We start from the raw sequence: 26609 nt of genomic DNA, 5'->3' as shown, positions 1-26609 counted from the left end.
CCATCAGGAGCAGCAGTGAGCAAGCGCAGCAAGACCCTCCGCGCTGCGGACGCCAAGATCGACCGGGAGCGTGCCTACGCCCCGCTCGAGGCCGTCCGTCTGGCGAAGGACACCTCCACGAGCAAGTTCGACGCGACCGTCGAGGTCGCCATGCGCCTGGGCGTCGACCCGCGCAAGGCCGACCAGATGGTCCGCGGCACCGTGAACCTGCCGCACGGCACCGGTAAGACCGCCCGGGTCCTGGTCTTCGCGACCGGTGACCGTGCTGCGGCCGCGGAGGCCGCCGGCGCCGACATCGTCGGCTCCGACGAGCTCATCGACGAGGTGTCCAAGGGCCGTCTGGACTTCGACGCCGTCGTCGCCACCCCGGACCTCATGGGCAAGGTCGGCCGTCTGGGCCGGGTGCTCGGTCCGCGTGGTCTGATGCCGAACCCGAAGACCGGCACCGTCACTCCGGACGTCGCCAAGGCCGTCACGGAGATCAAGGGCGGCAAGATCGAGTTCCGCGTCGACAAGCACGCCAACCTGCACTTCATCATCGGCAAGGTGTCGTTCGAAGAGGCGCAGCTGGTGGAGAACTACGCCGCGGCGCTCGAGGAGATCAACCGTCTCAAGCCGTCCGCCGCGAAGGGCCGCTACATCAAGAAGGCGGTCCTGACCACCACGATGGGCCCCGGCATCCCGCTGGACGCCAACCGCACCCGCAATCTGCTGGTCGAGGACGAGGCCGTCTGAGCCGGACTGGAACCGTAGCCGCCGGGCCCCGCATCTCCTATGAGGTGCGGGGCCCGGCGCGTTGCGCTGTCGGCCCCCTCCGCTAGAGTCTCGGCAGACATAAAAGAGAGTTAAAAAGGGGGAGCCGTGCGCGGTACTCAGCTTGGTATGCGATGCGCGATAGCAGCCGGTGGCGTCGTCCTGATGGTCGGGCTCACCGCGTGCGGGAGCGAGAAGTCCGGTGACGACAAGGCCGGCGACAAGGCGGGCCAGTCGCTGGGGTCCCCGCTGGCCGCGCTGAAGCTCGCCTCGGAGCGTACGGACGCCCAGCACTCGGCCAAGGTCGAGGGCACCACGCAGATGGGCCAGTCGAACTCCGAGATGTCCGGTGCGATGGACTGGGCCGACGGCATCCGGGCCAACATGACCATCACGCAGAAGGGCGGGGCCGTCGCGTCCTCGCCGGTCGAGGGCATGCCCCTGCAGGCCCGGTACACCCCCGACGCGATGTTCATGAACATGGGCGACGCGTTCGCCGCGCAGGCGGGCGGCGGCAAGCACTGGATCAAGTACGACTACGACGCGCTGGCCAAGCAGGCGGGCCCGTCGGGCGCGTTCCTCAAGGACCAGATGCAGAACAACAACCCGTCGCGCTCGGTGCAGCTGCTGCTCGCCACGGGCAAGGTCAAGAGCGTCGGCTCGGAGGACGTCAAGGGCGTCAAGGCCACCCACTACACCGGCACGGTCAAGGTCTCCGAGATCGCCAAGATGCAGTCCAAGGACCTGAGCCAGTCGGATCTGGACGCCCTGCAGAAGCAGCTGGAGACGTCCGGTATGGACACCGAGACCATCGACCTGTGGATCGACGGTAAGAACCTGCTGGTCAAGAAGCGTGAGCAGGCCCAGAGCAACAACGGCGCCTATGACTCGACGGTCTTCTACTCGGACTACGGCACCACGGTCTCGGTCCAGGAGCCGTCGTCCTCGGACACCACGGACTTCCAGGACATGGTGCCCCAGCAGTAGAGCGGATTTGCCTGGTCGCGGCCCGTTCGCGTAGTCTCCTACAGAAGCCAAAGACCGCTGGTTGTCGCTGTGTCTCCGCAAGGGGGCGCGGTGGCTGAAGGATCCGCTAGCTGCGGACGACCTGCGTAGGTGACTGTGGTTGTAACTCCCGAGCGGGCCGTGAGCCCGATCGGTCGAGTCACGCCCCGAGCGCCTGCGCCGGGGCGTTTTCGTGTTGTTCAGCCTCCTTCCTTCAGGCCGAAGCGGTCCTCATCACCCGGAAGGAGGCCGAGGCTCATGGCGAGTCCTGACAAGGTCGCAGCCGTCGAGGAAATGCGGGAGAAGTTCCGCACTTCCAACGCCGCCGTTGTGACCGCGTACACCGGTCTCACCGTCGCGCAGCTCAAGGAGCTGCGCCGTTCGCTCGGTGAGAACGCTCAGTACCGTGTGGTGAAGAACACGCTGACCAAGATCGCGGCCAACGAGGCCGGGATCAACCAGCTCGACGACCTGTTCGCGGGTTCGTCGGCCGTCGCCTTCGTGACCGGTGACCCGGTCGAGGCGGCGAAGGGTCTCCGTGACTTCGCCAAGGAGAACCCCGCTCTCGTCATCAAGGGCGGTGTCCTTGACGGTAAGGCGATGTCCGCCGACGAGATCAAGAAGCTCGCGGACCTCGAGTCCCGTGAGGTGCTGCTCGCCAAGCTGGCGGGTGCGATGAAGGCCAAGCAGTCTCAGGCTGCCGCGCTCTTCCAGGCCCCGCTGTCGAAGTTCATCCGCACCGCGGAGGCGCTCCGGCAGAAGCAGGCCGAGCAGGGCGGTGCCGACACCCAGGCTCCCGCCGAGACCGCGGCCGCCGAGTAATTCGGCCCCGGTCGCAGCGGGCCCGGAAGCCCGCCGACATGTACATCCGGCACCTGCCGACTTAGTGGAAGGACCGCCATCATGGCGAAGCTCAGCCAGGAAGAGCTGCTCGAGCAGTTCGAGACCCTCACCCTCATCGAGCTCTCCGAGTTCGTGAAGGCCTTCGAGGAGAAGTTCGACGTCACCGCCGCCGCCCCGGCCGCCGTCGTCGCCGCCCCGGGTGCCCCCGGTGCTGCCGCCGAGGCCCCCGAGGAGCAGGACGAGTTCGACGTCATCCTCACCGGCACCGGCGACAAGAAGATCCAGGTCATCAAGGTCGTGCGTGAGCTGACCTCGCTGGGTCTGAAGGAGGCCAAGGACCTCGTCGACGGCACCCCGAAGCCGGTCCTGGAGAAGGTCAACAAGGAGCAGGCCGACAAGGCCGCCGAGTCCCTCAAGGGCGCCGGCGCCTCCGTCGAGGTCAAGTGACCTGTCGGCCCGCCGCCACGCGCCGGTAGGTGCGAAACGGTGAGGCCGGGCTCCGCGAGGGCGATCACCCGTTGGGGTGGTCGCCCTTCGGTGTTCCTGTGACGGCTCCGCCGTCTTTCGGGTTCCGGCAGGTATGGTGATCTTCGTTGCCCGTCGCCACGCCCTGTGACGATCTCGCCGGAGTGGGGGGCCTTGACGAACGGCACGCAGCGCGCAATTCTCAGGACGCGACGTCACACCGATCCGTAAGTCCGAGGCATGGATCGTCGGCGAAGCGGGCAGTATGGATATGCGCTTCGAGCGCAGGGCTGCCGAACAAGGCGGGTGGAAGACAACGAGGGGCGAGGCCTCTCACCGGAGGGAGAGATTGGCTCTGCCGGTCTCAGGAACTCGGCGCTGGACATCAGTGTGCCAAGTGGCTACACTGACCCTTTGCGCTGCCTGTTAGCTGCTCCCTGCCCGTCACCAGGGGCATGCCCACCTTCGAGCACTGCCGATGGAACCGCCCTGACCAGGGATTTCATCCATGGGCTCAAGATGGGACCGGTACGCGCGTAGTGAGTCCGAGCCCTCGGAAGGACCCCCTCTTGGCCGCCTCGCGCAACGCCTCGACTGCACATACGAACAACGGCGCCAGCACCGCCCCGCTGCGCATCTCCTTTGCGAAGATCAAGGAGCCTCTCGAGGTTCCGAACCTCCTTGCGCTGCAGACCGAGAGCTTCGATTGGCTGCTCGGCAATGCCGCCTGGAAGGCTCGCGTCGAGGCTGCGCTGGACAGCGGTCAGGACGTCCCCACCAAGTCCGGTCTGGAGGAGATCTTCGAGGAGATCTCTCCGATCGAGGACTTCTCCGGGTCGATGTCCCTGACCTTCCGTGATCACCGCTTCGAGCCGCCGAAGAACTCGATCGACGAATGCAAGGAGCGCGACTTCACCTACGCCGCGCCGCTCTTCGTCACGGCCGAGTTCACCAACAACGAGACCGGTGAGATCAAGTCCCAGACGGTCTTCATGGGTGATTTCCCACTCATGACCCCGAAGGGCACCTTCTGCATCAACGGCACCGAGCGTGTCGTCGTGTCGCAGCTGGTCCGTTCCCCCGGTGTCTACTTCGACTCCTCCATCGACAAGACGTCCGACAAGGACATCTTCTCGGCCAAGATCATCCCGTCCCGGGGTGCCTGGCTGGAGATGGAGATCGACAAGCGCGACATGGTCGGTGTCCGTATCGACCGTAAGCGTAAGCAGTCCGTCACCGTCCTGCTCAAGGCGCTCGGCTGGACCACCGAGCAGATCCTCGAGGAGTTCGGCGAGTACGAGTCCATGCGCGCCACCCTGGAGAAGGACCACACCCAGGGCCAGGACGACGCGCTGCTCGACATCTACCGCAAGCTGCGTCCGGGCGAGCCGCCGACCCGTGAGGCCGCGCAGACGCTGCTGGAGAACCTTTACTTCAACCCGAAGCGCTACGACCTGGCCAAGGTCGGCCGCTACAAGGTCAACAAGAAGCTCGGCGCCGACCAGCCGCTCGACGCCGGCGTGCTGACCACCGACGATGTCATCGCGACCATCAAGTACCTGGTCAAGCTGCACGCGGGCGAGACCGAGACGACCGGGGAGAACGGTTCCACGATCGTCGTCGAGACCGATGACATCGACCACTTCGGCAACCGTCGTCTGCGGAACGTCGGCGAGCTCATCCAGAACCAGGTCCGTACCGGTCTGGCCCGTATGGAGCGCGTCGTCCGCGAGCGGATGACCACCCAGGACGTCGAGGCGATCACGCCGCAGACCCTGATCAACATCCGGCCGGTCGTCGCCTCCATCAAGGAGTTCTTCGGCACCAGCCAGCTGTCCCAGTTCATGGACCAGACCAACCCGCTGTCGGGCCTGACCCACAAGCGCCGTCTGTCGGCGCTGGGCCCGGGTGGTCTGAGCCGTGAGCGGGCCGGCTTCGAGGTCCGTGACGTGCACCCCTCGCACTACGGCCGGATGTGCCCGATCGAGACGCCGGAAGGCCCGAACATCGGTCTGATCGGCTCGCTCGCCTCCTACGGCCGGGTCAACGCGTTCGGCTTCGTCGAGACCCCGTACCGCAAGGTCGTCGAGGGTGTCGTGACCGACCAGGTGGACTTCCTCACCGCCGATGAGGAGGACCGCTTCGTCATCGCCCAGGCGAACGCGCCGCTGGCCGAGGACAACACCTACGCCGAGTCCCGCGTGCTGGTCCGCCGCCGCGGCGGTGAGGTCGACTACGTCCCGGGCTCCGAGGTCGACTACATGGACGTCTCGCCGCGCCAGATGGTGTCGGTCGCGACCGCCATGATCCCCTTCCTCGAGCACGACGACGCCAACCGCGCGCTCATGGGCTCGAACATGATGCGCCAGGCCGTGCCGCTGATCAAGGCGGAGTCCCCGCTGGTCGGCACCGGCATGGAGTACCGCTGCGCGGTCGACGCCGGCGATGTCATCAAGGCCGAGAAGGACGGTGTCGTCCAGGAGGTCTCCGCCGACTACGTCACGGTGGCCAACGACGACGGCACGTACACCACCTACCGCGTCGCCAAGTTCTCCCGCTCCAACCAGGGCACCTCCTTCAACCAGAAGGTGGTCGTGGACGAGGGCGCCCGCGTCATCACCGGCCAGGTGCTGGCCGACGGCCCGTCCACCGAGGACGGCGAGATGGCGCTCGGCAAGAACCTGCTCGTGGCGTTCATGCCGTGGGAAGGCCACAACTACGAGGACGCGATCATCCTCAGCCAGCGTCTGGTGCAGGACGACGTCCTCTCCTCGATCCACATCGAGGAGCACGAGGTCGACGCCCGTGACACCAAGCTCGGCCCCGAGGAGATCACCCGGGACATCCCGAACGTGTCCGAGGAGGTCCTGGCCGACCTCGACGAGCGCGGCATCATCCGCATCGGCGCCGAGGTCGTGGCCGGAGACATCCTGGTCGGCAAGGTCACCCCGAAGGGTGAGACCGAGCTGACCCCGGAGGAGCGGCTGCTGCGCGCGATCTTCGGTGAGAAGGCCCGTGAGGTCCGTGACACCTCGCTGAAGGTGCCGCACGGCGAGATCGGCAAGGTCATCGGCGTGCGCGTCTTCGACCGCGAGGAGGGCGACGAGCTGCCGCCCGGCGTGAACCAGCTGGTCCGCGTCTACGTGGCGCAGAAGCGCAAGATCACCGACGGTGACAAGCTCGCCGGCCGTCACGGCAACAAGGGTGTCATCTCCAAGATCCTGCCGGTCGAGGACATGCCGTTCCTGGAGGACGGCACCCCGGTCGACATCATCCTCAACCCGCTGGGTGTCCCGTCCCGAATGAACCCGGGACAGGTCCTGGAGATCCACCTCGGCTGGCTGGCCTCCCGAGGCTGGAAGGTCGAGGGCTCCGAGGACTGGATGCAGCGGCTGAAGGCGATCGGCGCGGACGAGGTCCAGCCCGGCACCAACGTCGCGACCCCGGTCTTCGACGGCGCCCGTGAGGACGAGATCGCCGGTCTCTTCGAGTCGACGATCCCGAACCGCGACGGCAACCGCCTGGTCCAGCCGTCCGGCAAGGCCCGGCTCTTCGACGGCCGCTCCGGCGAGCCGTTCCCGGAGCCGATCTCGGTCGGCTACATGTACATCCTCAAGCTGCACCACCTGGTGGACGACAAGCTGCACGCCCGCTCCACCGGTCCGTACTCGATGATCACCCAGCAGCCGCTGGGTGGTAAGGCTCAGTTCGGTGGCCAGCGCTTCGGTGAGATGGAGGTGTGGGCGCTGGAGGCTTACGGCGCCGCGTACGCCCTCCAGGAGCTGCTGACCATCAAGTCCGACGACGTGACCGGCCGCGTGAAGGTCTACGAGGCCATCGTCAAGGGCGAGAACATCCCCGAGCCCGGCATCCCCGAGTCCTTCAAGGTGCTCATCAAGGAGATGCAGTCCCTGTGCCTCAACGTGGAGGTGCTGTCCTCGGACGGCATGTCCATCGAGATGCGCGACACCGACGAGGACGTCTTCCGCGCTGCGGAGGAGCTCGGTATCGACCTGTCCCGGCGCGAGCCGAGCAGCGTCGAAGAGGTCTGACGGGTCTGGCCGGGGCGGTACGTACGCAGCCGCCCCGGCCTCTCCCCGGACCCCCAGTCAGACCCGAAGACACGACCCTGAAAGAGGGATTGACGACAAGTGCTCGACGTCAACTTCTTCGACGAGCTGCGGATCGGCCTCGCCACCGCTGACGACATCCGTCAGTGGTCCCACGGTGAGGTCAAGAAGCCGGAGACCATCAACTACCGCACCCTCAAGCCCGAAAAGGACGGACTCTTCTGCGAGAAGATCTTCGGTCCGACCCGGGACTGGGAGTGCTACTGCGGCAAGTACAAGCGCGTCCGCTTCAAGGGCATCATCTGTGAGCGCTGTGGCGTCGAGGTCACCCGCGCCAAGGTGCGCCGTGAGCGGATGGGCCACATTGAGCTGGCCGCTCCCGTCACCCACATCTGGTACTTCAAGGGCGTCCCGTCCCGGTTGGGCTACCTGCTCGACCTCGCCCCGAAGGACCTTGAGAAGGTCATCTACTTCGCCGCCTACATGATCACGTGGGTGGACGAGGAGCGCCGTACGCGCGATCTGCCCTCGCTGGAGGCCCATGTCTCCGTCGAGCGCCAGCAGATCGAGCAGCGCCGCGACGCCGACCTGGAGGCCCGCGCCAAGAAGCTCGAGGCGGACCTCGCCGAGCTGGAGGCCGAGGGTGCCAAGGCCGATGTGCGCCGCAAGGTGCGCGAGGGCGCCGAGCGCGAGATGAAGCAGCTGCGCGACCGTGCGCAGCGCGAGATCGACCGTCTCGACGAGGTGTGGAACCGCTTCAAGAACCTCAAGGTCCAGGACCTGGAGGGCGACGAGCTGCTCTACCGCGAGCTGCGTGACCGCTTCGGCACGTACTTCATGGGCGGCATGGGCGCGGCCGCGCTGCAGAAGCGCCTGGAGTCCTTCGACCTCGACGAGGAGGCCGAGAAGCTCCGCGAGATCATCCGGACCGGCAAGGGCCAGAAGAAGACCCGTGCGCTCAAGCGCCTCAAGGTCGTCTCCGCCTTCCTGCAGACCCGCAACAGTCCCAACGGCATGGTGCTGGACTGCGTCCCGGTGATCCCGCCGGACCTGCGTCCGATGGTGCAGCTGGACGGTGGCCGCTTCGCGACCTCCGACCTGAACGACCTGTACCGCCGTGTGATCAACCGGAACAACCGCCTCAAGCGTCTCCTTGACCTCGGTGCCCCCGAGATCATCGTGAACAACGAGAAGCGGATGCTGCAGGAGGCCGTCGACGCGCTGTTCGACAACGGCCGCCGCGGTCGCCCGGTGACCGGTCCCGGTAACCGTCCGCTGAAGTCCCTCAGCGACATGCTGAAGGGCAAGCAGGGCCGGTTCCGTCAGAACCTGCTCGGTAAGCGTGTCGACTACTCGGCCCGTTCGGTCATCGTCGTCGGCCCGCAGCTCAAGCTGCACCAGTGCGGTCTGCCCAAGGCCATGGCGCTGGAGCTCTTCAAGCCGTTCGTGATGAAGCGCCTGGTGGACCTGAACCACGCGCAGAACATCAAGTCGGCCAAGCGCATGGTCGAGCGCGGCCGCACGGTCGTGTACGACGTGCTCGAAGAGGTCATCGCCGAGCACCCGGTGCTGCTGAACCGTGCGCCGACCCTGCACCGCCTCGGTATCCAGGCGTTCGAGCCGCAGCTGGTCGAGGGCAAGGCCATTCAGATTCACCCGCTCGTCTGCACCGCGTTCAACGCGGACTTCGACGGTGACCAGATGGCCGTGCACCTGCCGCTGTCCGCGGAGGCGCAGGCCGAGGCCCGCATCCTGATGCTGTCCTCGAACAACATCCTCAAGCCCGCCGACGGCCGTCCGGTGACCATGCCGACCCAGGACATGGTGCTGGGTCTGTTCTTCCTCACCACCGACGAGGAGCAGCGCAAGGTCATCGGCGAGGGCCGGTCCTTCGGCTCGACCGCCGAGGCGATCATGGCGTTCGACGCCCGGGAGCTCTCGCTCCAGGCGAAGATCGACATCCGCTTCCCGATCGGCACCGTCCCGCCGCGCGGCTGGACCCCGCCGCTCCCCGAGGAGGGCGAGCCGGCCTGGCAGGAGGGCGACAGCTTCCGGCTGCGGACCACCCTGGGCCGTGCGCTCTTCAATGAGCTGCTGCCCGAGGACTACCCGTTCGTCGACTACTCGGTGGGCAAGAAGCAGCTCTCCGAGATCGTCAACGACCTCGCCGAGCGCTACCCGAAGGTCATCGTCGCGGCGACCCTGGACAACCTGAAGGCGGCCGGTTTCCACTGGGCCACCCGTTCCGGTGTCACCGTCGCGATCTCCGACATCGTCGTCCCCGAGGCCAAGAAGGCCATCGTCGAGGGCTACGAGGCGCAGGACGAGAAGGTCCAGAAGCAGTACGAGCGCGGCCTGATCACCAAGGACGAGCGCACCCAGGAGCTCATCGCGATCTGGACCAAGGCGACCAACGAGGTCGCCGAGGCGATGAACGCGAACTTCCCGAAGACCAACCCGATCTTCATGATGGTCGACTCGGGCGCGCGCGGAAACATGATGCAGATGCGTCAGATCGCCGGTATGCGTGGTCTGGTGTCCAACGCGAAGAACGAGACCATCCCGCGGCCCATTAAGGCGTCGTTCCGTGAGGGTCTGTCCGTGCTGGAGTACTTCATCTCCACCCACGGTGCCCGTAAGGGTCTCGCGGACACCGCCCTGCGTACCGCCGACTCGGGTTACCTGACCCGTCGTCTGGTGGACGTCTCGCAGGACGTGATCATCCGCGAGGAGGACTGCGGCACCGAGCGCGGCCTCAAGCTGGTGATCGCGACCCGGGGCGCCGACGGCGTGCTGCGCAAGACGGAAGACGTCGAGACCAGCGTGTACGCCCGGATGCTGGCCGAGGACGTCGTCATCGACGGCAAGGTCATCGCGCCCGCCAATGTCGACCTGGGCGATGTCCTCATCGACCAGCTCGTCCGGCACGGTGTGGAGACGGTCAAGACCCGTTCCGTCCTCACCTGCGAGTCCGCGGTCGGCACCTGTGCCTTCTGCTACGGCCGCTCGCTGGCGACCGGCAAGCTGGTGGACATCGGCGAGGCGGTCGGCATCATCGCCGCCCAGTCCATCGGTGAGCCCGGCACCCAGCTGACGATGCGTACCTTCCACACCGGTGGTGTGGCCGGTGACGACATCACCCAGGGTCTGCCGCGTGTCGTCGAGCTCTTCGAGGCCCGTACGCCCAAGGGCGTCGCGCCGATCTCGGAGGCGGCCGGCCGCGTCCGGATCGAGGAGACCGAGAAGACCAAGAAGATCGTCGTCACTCCGGACGACGGCTCCGAGGAGACCGCCTACGGCGTCTCGAAGCGAGCCCGTCTGCTGGTGGGCGAGGGTGACCACGTCGAGGTCGGCCAGCCGCTGACCGTGGGTGCCATCAACCCGCACGACGTGCTGCGCATCCTCGGCCAGCGCGCCGTCCAGGTGCACCTGGTCGGCGAGGTCCAGAAGGTCTACAACTCGCAGGGTGTGTCGATCCACGACAAGCACATCGAGATCATCATCCGGCAGATGCTGCGCCGGGTGACGATCATCGAGTCCGGCGACGCGGAGCTGCTGCCGGGCGAGCTCGTGGAGCGCTCGCGCTTCGAGGGTGAGAACCGTCGTGTGGTCCAGGAAGGCGGCCACCCGGCCTCCGGCCGTCCGCAGCTGATGGGTATCACCAAGGCCTCGCTGGCGACCGAGTCCTGGCTGTCGGCGGCGTCCTTCCAGGAGACGACCCGGGTGCTCACCGACGCGGCGATCAACGCCAAGTCGGACTCCCTGATCGGCCTCAAGGAGAACGTGATCATCGGTAAGCTCATCCCGGCCGGTACGGGTCTGTCCCGCTACCGCAACATCCGGGTCGAGCCGACCGAGGAGGCGAAGGCCGCGATGTACTCGGCCGTCGGTTACGACGACATCGACTACTCGCCCTTCGGCACGGCCTCCGGCCAGGCGGTTCCGCTGGAGGACTACGACTACGGTCCGTACAACCAGTAAGGCCGGATCCGACGGCTGGTTCTGTTCGCAGGGCGGTCACCCCATGGCGGGGTGGCCGCCCTGCGGCTATGCTCCGGGTTGGTGTGTCCAGCGCGTGTGCATTTGTTTTGACCGGAGCCGATGCGATAGGTACGCTCTGACCTTGTGCCTGGGGTGTCCCTGGGCTCCCGTGCGTGCATGCGTCCGCGTGGGGGACCGAGGTGTCGACACCGACAATCTGCACTCTCCTGACATTCGCAGGGGGCTGCGGTGCGCGACACACCCGACCGCGTGGGTCGGAGAAACCCCAGGTTAGCTTTATCGAGACTGGCACACAGAAACCGGAGAAACGGTGCCTACGATCCAGCAGCTGGTCCGCAAGGGCCGCCAGGACAAGGTCGAGAAGAACAAGACCCCCGCACTGGCGGGGTCGCCGCAGCGACGTGGCACATGCACCCGCGTGTTCACCACGACGCCGAAGAAGCCGAACTCGGCGCTCCGTAAGGTCGCGCGTGTCCGGCTGAGCAGTGGGATCGAGGTCACCGCCTATGTCCCGGGCGAGGGGCACAACCTGCAGGAGCACTCGATCGTGCTCGTGCGCGGCGGTCGTGTGAAGGACCTGCCGGGTGTTCGCTACAAGATCATCCGCGGCTCGCTCGACACGCAGGGCGTCAAGAACCGCAAGCAGGCTCGCAGCCGCTACGGCGCCAAGAAGGAGAAGTAAGAATGCCTCGTAAGGGCCCCGCCCCGAAGCGCCCGGTCATCATCGACCCGGTCTACAACTCTCCTCTGGTGACCTCCCTCATCAACAAGGTGCTGCTGAACGGCAAGCGCTCCACCGCCGAGCGCATCGTCTACGGCGCCATGGAGGGCCTGCGCGAGAAGTCCGGCAATGACCCGGTCATCACCCTCAAGCGCGCGCTGGAGAACGTGAAGCCGACCCTCGAGGTCCGCTCCCGCCGTGTCGGTGGCGCCACCTACCAGGTGCCGGTCGAGGTCCGCCCCGGCCGTTCCTCCACCCTCGCGCTGCGCTGGCTCGTGGGCTACTCGCGCGCGCGTCGTGAGAAGACCATGACCGAGCGGCTGATGAACGAGCTGCTGGACGCCAGCAATGGTCTGGGCGCCGCGGTCAAGCGACGTGAGGACACCCACAAGATGGCCGAGTCCAACAAGGCCTTCGCGCACTACCGCTGGTAGTCGCTACCCCATCGAGAACCGAGAGAAGACTGAGCCATATGGCCACCACTTCACTTGACCTGGCCAAGGTCCGCAACATCGGGATCATGGCCCACATCGACGCGGGCAAGACGACCACCACCGAGCGAATCCTGTTCTACACCGGCGTGAGCTACAAGATCGGTGAAGTCCACGACGGCGCTGCCACCATGGACTGGATGGAGCAGGAGCAGGAGCGCGGCATCACGATCACGTCGGCCGCGACGACTTGTCACTGGCCGCTTGAGAACGTCGATCACACCATCAACATCATCGACACCCCGGGCCACGTCGACTTCACCGTCGAGGTGGAGCGCTCGCTGCGCGTGCTCGACGGTGCCGTGACGGTGTTCGATGGCGTCGCCGGTGTGGAGCCGCAGTCCGAGACGGTGTGGCGTCAGGCGGACCGCTACGGCGTTCCGCGTATCTGCTTCGTCAACAAGCTCGACCGCACCGGTGCGGAGTTCCACCGCTGCGTCGACATGATCACGGACCGCCTGGGCGCGGTGCCGCTGGTCATGCAGCTGCCGATCGGCACCGAGGCCGACTTCAAGGGTGTCGTCGACCTCGTCACCATGAAGGCGCTGGTCTGGTCCGCCGAGGCGACCAAGGGCGAGATGTACGACACCGTCGACATCCCGGACACCCACACCGAGGCCGCCGACGAGTGGCGCGGCAAGCTGCTCGAGGCCGTCGCCGAGAACGACGAAGAGATGATGGAGCTGTACCTGGAGGGCCAGGAGCCCACCGAGGAGCAGCTGTACGCGGCGATCCGCCGTATCACCATCGCCTCCGGCAAGGGCGGCGGCACCACCGTCACCCCGGTGTTCTGTGGCACCGCGTTCAAGAACAAGGGCGTGCAGCCCCTGCTCGACGCCGTGGTCCGCTACCTGCCGTCGCCGATCGACATCGAGGCGATCGAGGGCCACTCGGTCAAGGACCCCGATGAGGTCATCAAGCGCCTTCCGTCCGTGGAGGAGCCCCTCTCGGCCCTGGCGTTCAAGATCGCGAGCGACCCGCACCTCGGCAAGCTCACCTTCATCCGTGTGTACTCCGGCCGCATGGAAGCCGGCACCCAGGTGCTGAACTCCGTGAAGGGCAAGAAGGAGCGCATCGGCAAGATCTACCGGATGCACGCGAACAAGCGTGAGGAGATCGACTCGGTGGGTGCCGGCGACATCGTCGCCGTCATGGGTCTGAAGCAGACCACCACCGGTGAGACCCTCTCCGACGCGTCGAACCCGGTGATCCTGGAGTCCATGGACTTCCCGGCCCCGGTCATCGAGGTGGCCATCGAGCCGAAGTCCAAGGGCGACCAGGAGAAGCTGGCCGTCGCGATCCAGCGGCTTGCCGAGGAGGACCCGTCCTTCCGCGTCAAGACCGATGAGGAGACCGGCCAGACGATCATCTCCGGCATGGGCGAGCTGCACCTCGATGTGCTGGTCGACCGGATGCGCCGCGAGTTCAAGGTCGAGGCCAACGTCGGTAAGCCGCAGGTGGCCTACCGCGAGACGCTGCGCAAGCCGGTCGAGCGCCTTGACTACACGCACAAGAAGCAGACTGGTGGTTCCGGCCAGTTCGCCAAGGTGCAGATCGCGCTGGAGCCGCTCGAGGGCGATGGCTACGAGTTCGAGAACAAGGTCACCGGTGGCCGTATCCCGCGGGAGTACATCCCGTCCGTGGACGCGGGCTGCCAGGAGGCCATGGAGTTCGGCGTGCTCGCGGGCTACCCGCTGACCGGCGTCAAGGTCACCCTGATCGACGGTGGCTACCACGAGGTCGACTCGTCCGAGATGGCCTTCAAGATCGCCGGCTCGATGGCCTTCAAGGAGGCCGCCCGCAAGGCCAGCCCGGCCCTGCTGGAGCCGATGATGAAGGTCGAGGTCACCACGCCCGAGGACTACATGGGCGATGTGATCGGCGACATCAACTCCCGTCGCGGTCAGATCCAGTCCATGGAGGACCGGAGCGGCGCCAAGCTGGTCACCGGCCTGGTTCCGCTGTCGGAGATGTTCGGCTACGTGGGCGACCTGCGCAGCAAGACCTCTGGCCGTGCCAGCTACTCCATGCAGTTCGACTCCTACGCCGAGGTTCCCAAGAACGTGGCCGAGGAGATCATCGCGAAGGCCAAGGGTGAGTAACGCGGGTTCATCCGCATTCCTCACCGTTTAGGCTTGAGCAAAAGGCATCGGGGCATTCCGTCACAGAGCGCTCGAAAGGGCGGTCTGTGACGGGGCCCGGACGCCGGCCCCCCATACGAATACGGCGAAGGGCATCCCCCTCGGGGTCCTGGCCGGTTCGGTAAGACACCTGAACCCATCCGCAAAGTGCGGATGCGTACAGAACCACTCCACAGGAGGACCCCAGTGGCGAAGGCGAAGTTCGAGCGGACTAAGCCGCACGTCAACATCGGCACCATCGGTCACGTCGACCACGGTAAGACCACTCTTACCGCGGCGATCACCAAGGTGCTGCACGACAAGCTCCCGGACCTGAACCCCTTCACGCCTTTCGATGAGATCGACAAGGCGCCGGAGGAGCGGCAGCGCGGCATTACCATCTCCATTGCGCACGTGGAGTACCAGACGGACTCCCGTCACTACGCCCACGTCGACTGCCCGGGTCACGCGGACTACATCAAGAACATGATCACTGGTGCTGCCCAGATGGACGGCGCCATCCTCGTGGTCGCCGCCACCGACGGCCCGATGCCGCAGACCAAGGAGCACGTCCTCCTGGCTCGCCAGTCCAACGTGCCGTACATCGTCGTCGCCCTGAACAAGGCCGACATGGTGGACGACGAGGAGATCCTGGAGCTCGTCGAGCTCGAGGTCCGTGAGCTGCTCTCGGACTACGAGTTCCCGGGCGACGACGCGCCGATCGTGCGTGTCTCCGCGCTGAAGGCGCTCGAGGGTGACCCCGAGTGGGTCAAGTCCGTCCAGGACCTGATGGACGCCGTGGACGAGTCGATCCCGCAGCCTGCGCGTGACATCGACAAGCCGTTCCTGATGCCGATCGAGGACGTCTTCACCATCACCGGTCGCGGTACGGTCGTCACCGGCCGTATCGAGCGTGGTGTGCTGAAGCTCAACGAGAACGTTGACATCATCGGCATCAAGCCGGAGAAGACCTCGACCACCGTCACCGGCATCGAGATGTTCCGCAAGCTGCTCGACGAGGGCCAGGCCGGTGAGAACGTCGGTCTGCTGCTCCGCGGCATCAAGCGCGAGGACGTCGAGCGCGGCCAGGTCATCATCAAGCCGGGCACCGTCACCCCGCACACGGAGTTCGAGGCCCAGGCTTACATCCTGTCCAAGGACGAGGGTGGCCGCCACACGCCGTTCTTCAACAACTACCGTCCGCAGTTCTACTTCCGTACCACGGACGTGACGGGCGTTGTGACCCTCCCCGAGGGCACCGAGATGGTCATGCCGGGCGACAACACCGAGATGACCGTCAACCTGATTCAGCCGGTCGCCATGGAGGAGGGCCTGCGGTTCACCATCCGTGAGGGTGGCCGTACCGTCGGCGCCGGACAGGTCACCAAGGTTCTCAAGTGACCCACAGCTGATGCTTCCTGCCGCTGAGGCAGGGTCATCGGCATCGAGCGGGCCCGCACATCGAACGATGTGCGGGCCCGCTTCGTTGTGCCGCACCACATCCCCGCGCCGGCCGCCCCGGCGTGCCGTCTCCGTCCGCGATGCGTGGCTTCCGGTCGATGGGTACTCGGCCGCCGGAGATTCCCGTCGGTCGCCCGGCGGGTCCGAGGGCACGGAGATGTGAGAGTTGATGACCAATGGCAAGATCGCGACAGCGGTCGCGGGGGTTACTTGCCTGAAAAAAACGGGGGTCGAGCACGGTCGACTGTCGACAGTGGCTGAGGTGCCCCGGAGGCGAACCGAGCCCTGAAAAAGGGGGGTCGAGCACGGTCGACCGTCGACAGTGGCTGAAGCGCCCCGGAGGCGAACCGAGCCCCGAAAAGGGGCACGCGTCAGGCCCGGGACGTGGGCCGCGGGCGCCAGATCCAGGGGGCGGCGTCCGGCGCGATGCCGACCACGCAGGCGCCGTGGTGGCCGTCCGGCAGCAGCGCGGGGGTGCCCACCGGGGTCAGATGGCCGGGGGCGCGCAGCGGCCGTTTGTCCGCGCCCGTGCCGTACTGGATCTGGACCTCCCCGTCGAGGTCCCTGCCGAGCAGCAGCAGCGTTCTGGCCTTGGGCCCGGCGCCCGGCTCGGCCGCGGTGTGCGCGGCGATCGCCCCGTAGCCCTCGAAGTGCGGCACCGTGGCGCCCGCCGCCCCGTGAACCGCGGGCACGGTGGCGGAGGGGGTGCGGTAGACCAGCGCGAGCGAGCCGTCGGGGGCCACCGCGGCGCCCACCGGATCGCCGCCGGGGCGCGGCAGTCCGGTCGGCGGCCGTAGCGTCACGGGGCCGCCCGCGCGCTCCTGCGCCCAGTGGTGGACGGTGTCGCGGCCCGCGGCCACGACATGCACCCGCCCCTCGCGGTCGAGCAGCGCGGTCAGCCCGTCCTGGATCTCGGCGCCGCCGAGCCGCTGCCAGGGAGCCCACCGGCCCGTGGCGTCCCGTACCCGGGTGGCCAGCCCCTTGTCCGCGGTCCGTACGAAGAGGTGGACCCGCCCGTCCGGGGTCGCGACCGCCGCCGGGCAGCCGACCCGGCGCCCGTGCTCGGGGGTGGTCTCAGGGGTGCCGAGCCCGGTCCAGGCGCGGAACGGCCCGTCGGCGCGGCGCTGTTCCAGCACCACGATCTCCCGGAGGTTGGCCCCGCCCTGCCCCTCCAGCGCCGCGAACCGCAGCGCGATCAGCACCTGCCGCCCCGCGCTGTCCCGCACCGCGCACAGCGCCGGCGCCAGCGGCCCGCCGCCCAGCCCCAGCGGCGCGCCGAAGCGCCCGCCGCCGGGCGTGGTTTCGCGCCATCGCACGGCCTGGGTGCCCAGTACGCCGTACGCGACCACCCGGCCCTCGCGGTCGGTGGTGGGGGCGGGGAGGGGGTTGGGGTAGCGGTAGTGGGTCGAGCGGATCCAGCCCTTCCGGTTCGTCAGCGGGCGCAGGCCGCCCTGGCTGTAGTCGCCGCACCCCGCCGTATTGCCGCACTCCCACTGCGGCGAACCGCCGTACGACTTGATCACCCGCGCCTTCTGCGCCAGCACCGCCGGCGGCAGATTGTGCGGCCAGCGCTGGTTGTAGTAGCCGCGGAACGACGTGGTGGTGAAGCGCGGTGCGTGCTTGTCCCGCCGCGTCGCCTCCGCGACCCACTGCCGGATCGCCTTCCAGGTGAACAGCGCGACCGGGGTGTGGTCCCGGTGGTCCGAACAGCCCGGCTGGTCGTTGTCCTTCGGATACAGCGCGTTGTGCACCTGGAAGTCGGGGTCCGGGTCGAGCGTATGGATCAGCGTGGGCCGGTAGCGGTCCATGATCTCGGCCAGCACATCGAGCAGCGTCTGATGGCCGTACGAGCTTGTGTGCTCCACCGGCGAGTCGGCGGCCAGCAGGGTACGCATCACGGTGCCCGGGATGTCCCACAGCGCCGGGATCCGTACCCCGCCCTCCGACAGCATCGCGATGTTGAGGAACACCAGCCGGACCCGGCGCGCCCCGTTGGTCAGCACATTGGTCTCCGCCGTGACCCCACCGGGCAGCCGCAGCACCGACCGCTGCCACGGCGCGAACTGGTTCAGCCCCAGCATCTGCGCGTATGCCTGCCGCAGTCCCTGATGGCGGGAGGCCGAGTACGCCGCCTTGTCCGCCGGCGGTATCGGCGTCCCGGTCACATGGTTGATCCCCCGCGCCTCGCCCGCCGTGACATACACGCTGACCACCGGGACCCCGGAGCGCAGCACATGCTCGGCGTCCGGGTTCATGAAGTACAGATCGTCATCCGGATGCGCCATCACCTGAAGCAGCAGCGCTTCCTTGTTCCCCACCGCCGACGTGAACGGCTCCGCCGCCCCCGGCGCGGTCGCCTCCGCCGACCCCCCGGAATCCGGCCCCGCCACCCGAGCCCGCCCCCCACTGCACCCGGCCGCCGTACCAGCGGTCAGGGCGGCCAGCGCGGCCAGTGTCTGCCTGCGCGTCGTACCAGGCAGTGTCCATCGACTGTTCAACTTGGTGACCCCGTCACTTCGGCAGCGCGCGTTGTCTCCGGCTGCTCTCACGTGATAGGGGACGGTTAGTGATCTTCAGAGGTTGTCCGATGGCCGGGAGGTGTCGGTCACAGCTCGGACACATCGCCGCTCAGCCGGGCGCGGTTGGCGATGGGCGCGCCCAGCTGCGCGGGGACCTGATGGCGCGGGGTGCCACAGCTCGCATGGAGCGGATCGTCGGGTTGACCGTCCGGCCGGTTGTCGACTGAAACGCACAGAGGTAAAGCCGATGCTGCTACGTATAGCGCGGCAGGTTCTTCGTTGAGATGGTCCACTCGCCGATCGTGATGTCCTCCCCGTAGACGAAGTCCTTCCGGGTCGCGTACCGGGGACCGTGAGGGGTCGGGTGGATGTCGGACAGGACGGCACCCTCTCCCGTACGGGGGTCGGAGATCACATACACAGGAATGCCGAGCTGTGGGTAATCCCGCGTCTTTCCCACCCAGTCGTTGTCCGGATTGGACCGGGACACCACCTCGATGGCGGCCATGAGCGTACGCGGGTCAAGGGCCCCTTCGACGTCCATGTCCGCTTCAGCGATCACGATCACGTCCGGGTGGCGCAGCACGCCGGTGCGCGGGTCCTCCACGTCTGGTGTGCCGGTGTGGGCCAGCAGACCGTCCGGCATGACCTTCTCCAGCCGGCGGCTGATGCGCGCCGCTGTCAGCTCATGCGGCCCCCCCGGCGACATCATGTCGTGAACGATCCCTTCCTTCGTGATCTCCAGCTTTCCGGGAACGCTCTCCTGTATCTGCTCGACGATGTCCCGCATCGACTGATACCGGAGGGCGTCACGGTCGGCGTGATCCGGGGCGATCGTCATGGACCTCGCTCCTCTCTCTGCCGGCGGCCCGCCGGGCTTCGAACTGCCCGGCGGCCCGCCGGGCAGTTCGAAGGCCTCAGGGCCATGCTAACGAGCCGGGCGGCTCCGGCCCTGGCTCGACGGCGCCAGTCAGCCCCTGCTCAGGCAGCGGTCTGCGTGAGAGCCTCCTCAGGCTCTCGGCAGTCGCGGCAGACGCCCGGTTCCGGGGCGCGGAAGGCGCGGTCGCAGCCGTCGCAGTTCTGGAGGGGGGCGGGGCGTGGCTTTGCCCTGGCGGGGGAGGCGGGTGAAGCGGCCGGAAGGGGCGGTGGCAGCAGCGCGCTGAGGCGGTGGGCGAGCAGGCCGGACGGGTGGCGCAGGTCCGGCGGGAGGTCCGCGCTCAGGGTGCGGCGTACGGCGTCGGGTGCCGCACCGCGCTCCAGCCAGGTCGCTACGGCGGGGGCGAGGCGGCGTACGTCCCGCTCGGGCAGAAGTAAGCGGTCGTCGTCGCGGCGCAGGTCTGCCAGGAGGGCGGCGGCGGCACGGGCGTCCTCCGTGGTGGGCGAAGCGGAGCTGTCCTCGGTCGAGTCGGCCTCGTCGGCTTGTTCGGTCACGCTGGTCATGCCCACGCCGCCCGGGTGGTAACTCTTGGCGGCCGCAATGTGCCGCGCTGTCACGCCGTCCGGAAAGCTCAGGGCCGAAGGGGTGATACGCACCCACGGGGGCCGGAGAGAGAAGGTCGGGGGAGCCTCACCGTCGCCGCCGGACGCGCCGGCTCCCCGAACTGTGTCATTCACTGCAGAAGGGGGACACGAGGCGGGCTCAACGTCCATAGGGGGGCGAGAGGAGTATCGCCGTGGCCATCAAGAAGCTCCACGACATGGGACTGCGCAGCGAGCACGCCTACACCGCCGGCATCGTGTCCATCGGCCTGTCCATCATCACCTGGACCGCCTCGCTCAGGGCCGAGCCCGGGGCGGGGCTGGACCGGGCCGACCGGTGGGGGATCTTCATCGGGGAATGGGCGCCGACCTTTATGTGCCTCGGCCTCGCGCTGTCGCATTATGAACAGGAAGAGGGCTCGTTGATCCAGACCAAGGCCCACACCGACGGAGCGCGGGAGCGGGACGTGGTCGGGGCCTAGCGGCCACCTTCGGGCACCTCTGGGGGGGACCGGAGGTTGGGGGTGGCGAGGTCGGGGTATTGTCTCCGGCCCGATTCGCGACCTCAGTGCCCGGTATGGCACACTGGCCAGGTTGCTCGGTTGAGTGCCAATGCTGCGCGCCTCCCGCCGGGAGGACTGGAAGCGAGTCCCGCAGTACTCGTCGCCCCTGATCAGGGGCGGAAGTACGGGAATCTTCCGGGAAGTGTCAGCGGGGTTCCAGCCAGGCACCCGGTGGGTGACCTTCCCCCACAGCCCCCTCCTCAGGGATCTCTCGTGTGGAGATTTACAAGAAGGGGCGCGACACGCCCGACCGCGTGGGTCGGGCGTGAACGGGGAGGGCCGCGAACGCCACCGGGTCCCAGAGCGTTACGAGAGACAGGACTACGAAGTAGCCATGGCGGGACAGAAGATCCGCATCCGGCTCAAGGCCTACGACCACGAGGTCATCGACTCCTCGGCGAAGAAGATCGTCGAGACGGTGACCCGCACTGGTGCGTCGGTCGCGGGCCCGGTGCCGCTGCCCACAGAGAAGAACGTGTACTGCGTCATCAAGTCGCCGCACAAGTACAAGGACTCGCGCGAGCACTTCGAGATGCGTACGCACAAGCGCCTCATCGACATCCTCGACCCCACGCCGAAGACCGTCGACTCGCTCATGCGTCTCGACCTGCCGGCGGGCGTCGACATCGAGATCAAGCTCTGAGGTGACGCGCGAGATGGCTAAGCAGATCAAGGGCGTCCTGGGCGAGAAGCTCGGTATGACGCAGGTGTGGGACGAGAACAACCGCGTCGTCCCGGTCACCGTCGTCAAGGCCGGTCCGTGCGTCGTGACCCAGGTCCGCACCGCTGACGCGGACGGCTACAACGCCGTCCAGATCGCCTTCGGCGAGATCGACCCGCGCAAGGTGAACAAGCCCCTCAAGGGCCACTTCGCCAAGGCCGACGTCACCCCGCGCCGCCACCTGGTGGAGCTGCGTACCGCTGACAGCAGCGAGTACACGCTCGGCCAGGAGGTCACCGCCGAGGTGTTCGACTCCGGTGTGAAGGTCGATGTGACCGGCACCAGCAAGGGCAAGGGCACCGCCGGTGTCATGAAGCGCCATGGCTTCAAGGGCCTCGGCGCCGGACACGGCACCCAGCGCAAGCACCGCTCGCCTGGCTCCATCGGTGGCTGCGCCACCCCGGGCCGCGTGTTCAAGGGCCTGCGCATGGCCGGCCGCATGGGCAACGAGCGGGTCACCACCCAGAACCTGACCGTCCACGCCGTTGACGCGGAGAAGGGCCTGCTCCTGATCAAGGGAGCGGTTCCTGGTCCGAACGGCGGCCTCGTCCTGGTCCGTACCGCGGCCAAGGGGGCCTGAGGTAACGATGAGCACCATTAACATCCTTTCGCCGGTAGGCGATGAGGCCGGGACCGTCGAGCTCCCCTCGGAGATCTTCGACGCGCAGGTCAGCATTCCGCTGATCCACCAGGTCGTCGTCGCCCAGCTGGCCGCTGCCCGCCAGGGCACGCACAAGACCAAGACCCGCGGCGAGGTCCGAGGCGGCGGCAAGAAGCCGTACCGCCAGAAGGGCACCGGCCGCGCCCGCCAGGGCTCGACCCGCGCGCCGCAGTTCGCCGGCGGTGGCGTCGTGCACGGCCCCGTGCCGCGCGACTACTCGCAGCGCACCCCGAAGAAGATGAAGGCCGCCGCCCTGCGCGGTGCCCTCTCCGACCGGGCGCGCCATGAGCGGATTCACGTCGTGACCGGCGTGGTCGAGGGCGAGATCTCCACCAAGGCCGCGAAGAGCCTGCTGGGCAAGATCAGCGAGCGCAAGAACGTGCTCCTGATCGCCGAGCGGAGCGACGAGGCCGCGTGGCTGTCCGCCCGCAACCTGCCCCAGGTGCACATCCTGGAGCCGGGCCAGCTGAACACGTACGACGTGCTCGTCTCCGATGACGTGGTCTTCACCAAGGCCGCCTTCGAGTCCTTCGTGGCTGGTACTGCCAATCGACAGGCCGCTGAGACCGAAGGGAGCGCCGCCTGATGAGTGAGGCGACCGCTGTCACCAGCAAGACCTTCACGGACCCCCGCGACGTTCTCGTCAAGCCGGTGGTCTCGGAGAAGAGCTACGCGCTGCTGGACGAGAACAAGTACACGTTCATCGTCGACCCGCGCGCGAACAAGACCCAGATCAAGCAGGCCGTCGAGGCGGTCTTCTCGGTCAAGGTCACCGGGGTAAACACGATCAACCGGCAGGGTAAGCGCAAGCGGACCAAGACCGGCTACGGCAAGCGCAAGGACACCAAGCGCGCCATCGTGACCCTCGCCGAGGGCGACCGTATCGACATCTTCGGCGGTCCGGTCTCCTAACGGAGATCGGAGCGTCCAGAAGTCCGGAATCTTCCGAGGACTGAGAAATGGGTATCCGCAAGTACAAGCCGACGACCCCGGGCCGTCGTGGCTCCAGCGTCGCCGACTTCGTCGAGATCACGCGGGACACGCCGGAGAAGTCGCTGGTCCGCCCGCTGCACAGCAAGGGTGGTCGTAACAACGCCGGCCGCATCACGGTCCGCCACCAGGGTGGCGGTCACAAGCGTGCGTACCGCGTGATCGACTTCCGCCGTCACGACAAGGACGGCGTCCCGGCGAAGGTCGCGCACATCGAATACGACCCCAACCGCACCGCGCGCATCGCGCTGCTGCACTACGCCGACGGCGAGAAGCGCTACATCATCGCGCCGCGCGGCCTGTCGCAGGGTGACCGGATTGAGAACGGCCCCGGGGCCGACATCAAGCCCGGTAACAACCTGTCGCTGCGCAACATCCCGGTTGGTACCACGATCCACGCCATTGAGCTGCGGCCCGGCGGCGGCGCGAAGTTCGCCCGCTCCGCGGGTGCCTCCGTGCAGCTGCTGGCGAAGGAGGGCTCCATGGCCCACCTTCGTATGCCGTCCGGTGAGATCCGCCTGGTCGACGTGCGCTGCCGCGCCACCGTCGGCGAGGTCGGCAACGCCGAGCAGTCGAACATCAACTGGGGCAAGGCCGGCCGCATGCGCTGGAAGGGCGTCCGCCCGACCGTTCGTGGTGTGGTCATGAACCCCGTCGACCACCCGCACGGTGGTGGTGAGGGCAAGACCTCCGGTGGTCGCCACCCGGTCTCGCCCTGGGGTCAGAAGGAGGGCCGTACGCGCTCGCCGAAGAAGGCCAGCAACAAGTACATCGTCCGCCGCCGCAAGACGAACAAGAAGCGCTAGGAGCGGGTTTAGATGCCGCGTAGTCTCAAGAAGGGGCCCTTCGTCGACGACCACCTGAGCAAGAAGGTGGACACGCAGAACGAAGCCGGCACCAAGAACGTCATCAAGACCTGGTCCCGCCGCTCGATGATCGTCCCGGCCATGCTCGGCCACACGATCGCGGTGCACGACGGCCGCAAGCACGTCCCGGTGTTCGTCACCGAGTCGATGGTCGGCCACAAGCTCGGCGAGTTCGCGCCGACCCGCACCTTCCGCGGCCACGAGAAGGACGACCGCAAGTCGCGTCGTCGCTGATCGGCGGAGTTGCGAAGACTATGACTGACACCGAAGGGACAACCATGGAAGCCAGGGCCCAGGCGCGGTACATCCGCGTCACGCCCATGAAGGCCCGCCGCGTGGTGGACCTCATCCGTGGCATGAGCGCCACGGAGGCTCAGGCGGTCCTGCGTTTCGCCCCGCAGGCCGCGAGCGTGCCGGTCGGCAAGGTGCTTGACAGCGCCATTGCCAACGCCGCGCACAACTACGACCACACCGACGCCGACAGCCTCGTCATCTCCGAGGCCTACGTCGACGAGGGCCCGACTCTGAAGCGGTTCCGTCCGCGTGCCCAGGGCCGCGCCTACCGGATCCGCAAGCGGACCAGCCACATCACCGTGGTCGTCAGCAGCAAGGAAGGAACCCGGTAATGGGCCAGAAGGTTAACCCGCACGGGTTCCGGCTCGGCATCACCACGGACTTCAAGTCCCGCTGGTACGCCGACAAGCTGTACAAGGACTACGTCAAGGAAGACGTCGCCATCCGCCGGATGATGACGAAGGGCATGGAGCGCGCCGGTATCTCCAAGGTGGAGATCGAGCGCACCCGTGACCGCGTCCGCGTCGACATCCACACCGCCCGGCCGGGCATCGTCATCGGCCGCCGCGGCGCGGAGGCCGACCGTATCCGTGGCGAGCTGGAGAAGCTGACCGGCAAGCAGGTGCAGCTGAACATCCTCGAGGTGAAGAACCCCGAGGTGGACGCTCAGCTGGTGGCCCAGGCCGTCGCCGAGCAGCTCTCCTCCCGCGTCTCCTTCCGTCGTGCGATGCGCAAGTCGATGCAGAGCTCGATGAAGGCCGGTGCCAAGGGCATCAAGATCCAGTGTGGTGGCCGTCTCGGCGGCGCCGAGATGTCGCGCTCGGAGTTCTACCGCGAGGGCCGCGTGCCCCTGCACACGCTCCGCGCGAACGTCGACTACGGCTTCTTCGAGGCCAAGACCACCTTCGGCCGCATTGGCGTGAAGGTGTGGATCTACAAGGGCGACGTCAAGAACATCGCCGAGGTCCGCGCCGAGAACGCCGCCGCCCGCGCCGGCAACCGCCCGTCGCGCGGTGGCGGTGGCAGCGACCGCCCGCAGCGCCGTGGTGGCGAGCGCGGTGGCCGCGGTCGTAAGCCGCAGCAGCAGCCCGCCCAGGGCAATGGCACTGCTGCCGAGGCCCCCAAGGCCGAGGCCGCTGCCGCTGCTCCGGCTGCTGAGAGCACCGGAACGGAGGCCTGACCGACATGCTGATCCCTCGCAGGGTCAAGCACCGCAAGCAGCACCACCCGAAGCGGTCCGGCATGGCCAAGGGCGGCACGGAGCTGGCGTTCGGCGAGTACGGCATCCAGGCCGTGACTCCGGCGTACGTCACGAACCGTCAGATCGAGGCCGCTCGTATCGCGATGACCCGCCACATCAAGCGTGGCGGCAAGGTCTGGATCAACATCTACCCGGACCGTCCGCTGACGAAGAAGCCTGCCGAGACCCGCATGGGTTCCGGTAAGGGTTCGCCGGAGTGGTGGATCGCGAACGTCAAGCCCGGTCGGGTGATGTTCGAGCTGTCCTACCCGAACGAGAAGACTGCGCGTGAGGCGCTCACCCGCGCTGCTCACAAGCTCCCGATGAAGTGCCGGATCGTGCGGCGCGAGGCAGGTGAGTCGTGATGGAGGCCGGTACCAAGGCGTCCGAGCTGCGTGAGCTGAACAACGAGGACCTCGTTGGCAAGCTGCGTGAGGCCAAGGAAGAGCTGTTCAACCTCCGCTTCCAGGCGGCGACCGGACAGCTCGAGAACCACGGCCGGCTGAAGGCCGTCCGCAAGGACATCGCCCGGATCTACACCCTGATGCGGGAGCGCGAGCTCGGCATCGAGACGGTGGAGAGCGCCTGATGAGCGAGACGAATGTGACTGAGAACGCAACGCAGAACCGCGGCTTCCGCAAGACCCGTGAGGGTCTGGTCGTCAGCGACAAGATGGACAAGACCGTCGTCGTCGCCGTCGAGGACCGCGTGAAGCACGCGCTGTACGGCAAGGTCATCCGCCGTACCAACAAGCTCAAGGCGCACGACGAGCAGAACGCCGCGGGTATCGGCGACCGTGTCCTCCTGATGGAGACCCGGCCGCTGTCCGCGACCAAGCGCTGGCGCGTCGTCGAGATCCTCGAGAAGGCCAAGTAATTCCTGCGGGCAGCAGCACGCAGGACAGTTCCGCCAGGCTCGGCAGGGGCTTGATGTCTCAAGCCCCTGCCGGGAACCGGCAGACGATCAGGAGATAGACGTGATCCAGCAGGAGTCGCGACTGCGCGTCGCCGACAACACGGGCGCGAAGGAGATCCTTTGCATCCGTGTTCTCGGTGGCTCCGGTCGCCGCTACGCGGGCATTGGTGACGTCATCGTCGCCACCGTCAAGGATGCGATCCCCGGTGGCAACGTGAAGAAGGGTGACGTCGTCAAGGCGGTCATCGTGCGCACCGTCAAGGAGCGCCGCCGCCCGGACGGTTCGTACATCCGCTTCGACGAGAACGCGGCCGTCATCCTCAAGAACGATGGCGACCCCCGCGGCACCCGTATCTTCGGCCCGGTGGGCCGTGAGCTGCGCGAGAAGAAGTTCATGAAGATCATCTCGCTCGCGCCGGAGGTGCTGTAA

At 67.3% G+C, this 26609-nt stretch carries 25 protein-coding genes and 1 pseudogene; 23 read left to right on the top strand and 3 right to left on the bottom strand.

What is annotated here, in order from left to right; all coding sequences use genetic code 11:
• Positions 1 to 15: 15 nt before the first annotated feature.
• From rplA to tuf, 10 genes are all read left to right on the top strand, one after another.
• Positions 16 to 735: a 50S ribosomal protein L1 gene (rplA, locus tag ABZS71_RS14185; protein ID WP_355843363.1), complete on the top strand. Its 720-nt coding sequence runs from the start codon at positions 16 to 18 to the stop codon at positions 733 to 735.
• 147 nt (positions 736 to 882) lie between these two features.
• The gene (locus ABZS71_RS14180; protein ID WP_355843360.1) at positions 883 to 1740 is read left to right on the top strand and encodes a hypothetical protein; all 858 of its coding nucleotides are present in this window, start codon (positions 883 to 885) and stop codon (positions 1738 to 1740) included.
• Between the two features lie 276 nt (positions 1741 to 2016).
• Positions 2017 to 2580: a 50S ribosomal protein L10 gene (gene rplJ / locus ABZS71_RS14175; RefSeq protein ID WP_355843357.1), complete on the top strand. Its 564-nt coding sequence runs from the start codon at positions 2017 to 2019 to the stop codon at positions 2578 to 2580.
• A gap of 78 nt (positions 2581 to 2658) precedes the next feature.
• Positions 2659 to 3048 carry a 50S ribosomal protein L7/L12 gene (rplL, locus tag ABZS71_RS14170; RefSeq protein WP_356209997.1) on the top strand — a complete coding sequence of 130 codons (390 nt, stop codon included), beginning with the start codon at positions 2659 to 2661 and terminating at the stop codon, positions 3046 to 3048.
• A gap of 587 nt (positions 3049 to 3635) precedes the next feature.
• Positions 3636 to 7118, top strand: a complete 3483-nt coding sequence (gene rpoB, locus ABZS71_RS14165) for a DNA-directed RNA polymerase subunit beta (RefSeq protein ID WP_355843354.1) — start codon at positions 3636 to 3638, stop codon at positions 7116 to 7118.
• 99 nt (positions 7119 to 7217) lie between these two features.
• Positions 7218 to 11117 (top strand): DNA-directed RNA polymerase subunit beta', encoded by a 3900-nt coding sequence (locus tag ABZS71_RS14160; protein ID WP_355843351.1) that lies wholly within the window; start codon positions 7218 to 7220, stop codon positions 11115 to 11117.
• Between the two features lie 331 nt (positions 11118 to 11448).
• Positions 11449 to 11820: a 30S ribosomal protein S12 gene (rpsL, locus tag ABZS71_RS14155; RefSeq protein ID WP_014054153.1), complete on the top strand. Its 372-nt coding sequence runs from the start codon at positions 11449 to 11451 to the stop codon at positions 11818 to 11820.
• A 2-nt stretch (positions 11821 to 11822) separates the two neighbouring features.
• Complete coding sequence (rpsG, locus tag ABZS71_RS14150; protein WP_355843347.1) at positions 11823 to 12293, top strand: 30S ribosomal protein S7; 471 nt, start codon at positions 11823 to 11825, stop codon at positions 12291 to 12293.
• Between the two features lie 38 nt (positions 12294 to 12331).
• Complete coding sequence (fusA, locus tag ABZS71_RS14145) at positions 12332 to 14452, top strand: elongation factor G (RefSeq protein WP_355843344.1); 2121 nt, start codon at positions 12332 to 12334, stop codon at positions 14450 to 14452.
• A 225-nt stretch (positions 14453 to 14677) separates the two neighbouring features.
• Positions 14678 to 15871: an elongation factor Tu gene (tuf, locus tag ABZS71_RS14140; protein WP_355843341.1), complete on the top strand. Its 1194-nt coding sequence runs from the start codon at positions 14678 to 14680 to the stop codon at positions 15869 to 15871.
• 431 nt (positions 15872 to 16302) lie between these two features.
• Here the strand turns inward: tuf and ABZS71_RS14135 are convergent, their stop codons facing one another.
• From ABZS71_RS14135 to ABZS71_RS14125, 3 genes and pseudogenes are all read right to left on the bottom strand, one after another.
• Positions 16303 to 18249: a PIG-L family deacetylase gene (locus ABZS71_RS14135; protein ID WP_356209892.1), complete on the bottom strand. Its 1947-nt coding sequence runs from the start codon at positions 18247 to 18249 to the stop codon at positions 16303 to 16305.
• A gap of 454 nt (positions 18250 to 18703) precedes the next feature.
• Positions 18704 to 19291: a Uma2 family endonuclease gene (locus ABZS71_RS14130; RefSeq protein ID WP_356209891.1), complete on the bottom strand. Its 588-nt coding sequence runs from the start codon at positions 19289 to 19291 to the stop codon at positions 18704 to 18706.
• Positions 19292 to 19431: 140 nt separating this feature from the next.
• Positions 19432 to 19812, bottom strand: a pseudogene (locus ABZS71_RS14125) (hypothetical protein); the annotation flags it as partial.
• Between the two features lie 311 nt (positions 19813 to 20123).
• On the opposite strand from ABZS71_RS14125, the gene ABZS71_RS14120 reads away from it, so the two are divergent.
• The 13 genes from ABZS71_RS14120 to rplN all read left to right on the top strand — a co-directional run bounded on the left by ABZS71_RS14120 (position 20124) and on the right by rplN (position 26609).
• Complete coding sequence (locus ABZS71_RS14120) at positions 20124 to 20411, top strand: hypothetical protein (protein ID WP_356209889.1); 288 nt, start codon at positions 20124 to 20126, stop codon at positions 20409 to 20411.
• 415 nt (positions 20412 to 20826) lie between these two features.
• Positions 20827 to 21135: a 30S ribosomal protein S10 gene (gene rpsJ / locus ABZS71_RS14115; RefSeq protein ID WP_003948644.1), complete on the top strand. Its 309-nt coding sequence runs from the start codon at positions 20827 to 20829 to the stop codon at positions 21133 to 21135.
• A 13-nt stretch (positions 21136 to 21148) separates the two neighbouring features.
• Complete coding sequence (gene rplC, locus ABZS71_RS14110) at positions 21149 to 21793, top strand: 50S ribosomal protein L3 (protein ID WP_355843329.1); 645 nt, start codon at positions 21149 to 21151, stop codon at positions 21791 to 21793.
• A gap of 7 nt (positions 21794 to 21800) precedes the next feature.
• Entirely contained in the window at positions 21801 to 22460 is a 660-nt protein-coding gene (gene rplD / locus ABZS71_RS14105; RefSeq protein ID WP_355843326.1) for a 50S ribosomal protein L4, read from the top strand.
• Complete coding sequence (rplW, locus tag ABZS71_RS14100; protein WP_059148972.1) at positions 22460 to 22786, top strand: 50S ribosomal protein L23; 327 nt, start codon at positions 22460 to 22462, stop codon at positions 22784 to 22786. Before rplD ends, rplW begins: the two co-directional genes overlap by 1 nt.
• A 47-nt stretch (positions 22787 to 22833) precedes the next feature.
• Entirely contained in the window at positions 22834 to 23670 is an 837-nt protein-coding gene (gene rplB / locus ABZS71_RS14095; RefSeq protein ID WP_355843322.1) for a 50S ribosomal protein L2, read from the top strand.
• Positions 23671 to 23682: 12 nt separating this feature from the next.
• On the top strand, positions 23683 to 23964 hold the full coding sequence (gene rpsS, locus ABZS71_RS14090) for a 30S ribosomal protein S19 (protein ID WP_030016988.1): 282 nt from the start codon (positions 23683 to 23685) through the stop codon (positions 23962 to 23964).
• 44 nt (positions 23965 to 24008) lie between these two features.
• The gene (gene rplV, locus ABZS71_RS14085; protein WP_014054168.1) at positions 24009 to 24356 is read left to right on the top strand and encodes a 50S ribosomal protein L22; all 348 of its coding nucleotides are present in this window, start codon (positions 24009 to 24011) and stop codon (positions 24354 to 24356) included.
• Positions 24356 to 25204 carry a 30S ribosomal protein S3 gene (gene rpsC / locus ABZS71_RS14080; RefSeq protein ID WP_355843317.1) on the top strand — a complete coding sequence of 283 codons (849 nt, stop codon included), beginning with the start codon at positions 24356 to 24358 and terminating at the stop codon, positions 25202 to 25204. The genes rplV and rpsC overlap by 1 nt, the downstream gene beginning before the upstream one ends.
• Before the next feature lie 5 nt (positions 25205 to 25209).
• Positions 25210 to 25629, top strand: coding sequence for a 50S ribosomal protein L16 (gene rplP / locus ABZS71_RS14075; RefSeq protein ID WP_014178774.1), 420 nt, complete (start codon positions 25210 to 25212; stop codon positions 25627 to 25629).
• On the top strand, positions 25629 to 25853 hold the full coding sequence (gene rpmC / locus ABZS71_RS14070) for a 50S ribosomal protein L29 (RefSeq protein ID WP_355843311.1): 225 nt from the start codon (positions 25629 to 25631) through the stop codon (positions 25851 to 25853). Before rplP ends, rpmC begins: the two co-directional genes overlap by 1 nt.
• On the top strand, positions 25853 to 26140 hold the full coding sequence (gene rpsQ, locus ABZS71_RS14065; protein ID WP_355843308.1) for a 30S ribosomal protein S17: 288 nt from the start codon (positions 25853 to 25855) through the stop codon (positions 26138 to 26140). The genes rpmC and rpsQ overlap by 1 nt, the downstream gene beginning before the upstream one ends.
• A 100-nt stretch (positions 26141 to 26240) precedes the next feature.
• Entirely contained in the window at positions 26241 to 26609 is a 369-nt protein-coding gene (gene rplN / locus ABZS71_RS14060; RefSeq protein WP_003998823.1) for a 50S ribosomal protein L14, read from the top strand.

Origin of the sequence: Streptomyces sp. NPDC005393 (genome assembly GCF_040606675.1) — a bacterium.
Lineage (GTDB): Bacteria > Actinomycetota > Actinomycetes > Streptomycetales > Streptomycetaceae > Streptomyces.
The sequence above is the reverse complement of the archived record's forward strand: the minus strand, read 5'-3'. Positions and strand labels throughout refer to the sequence as shown.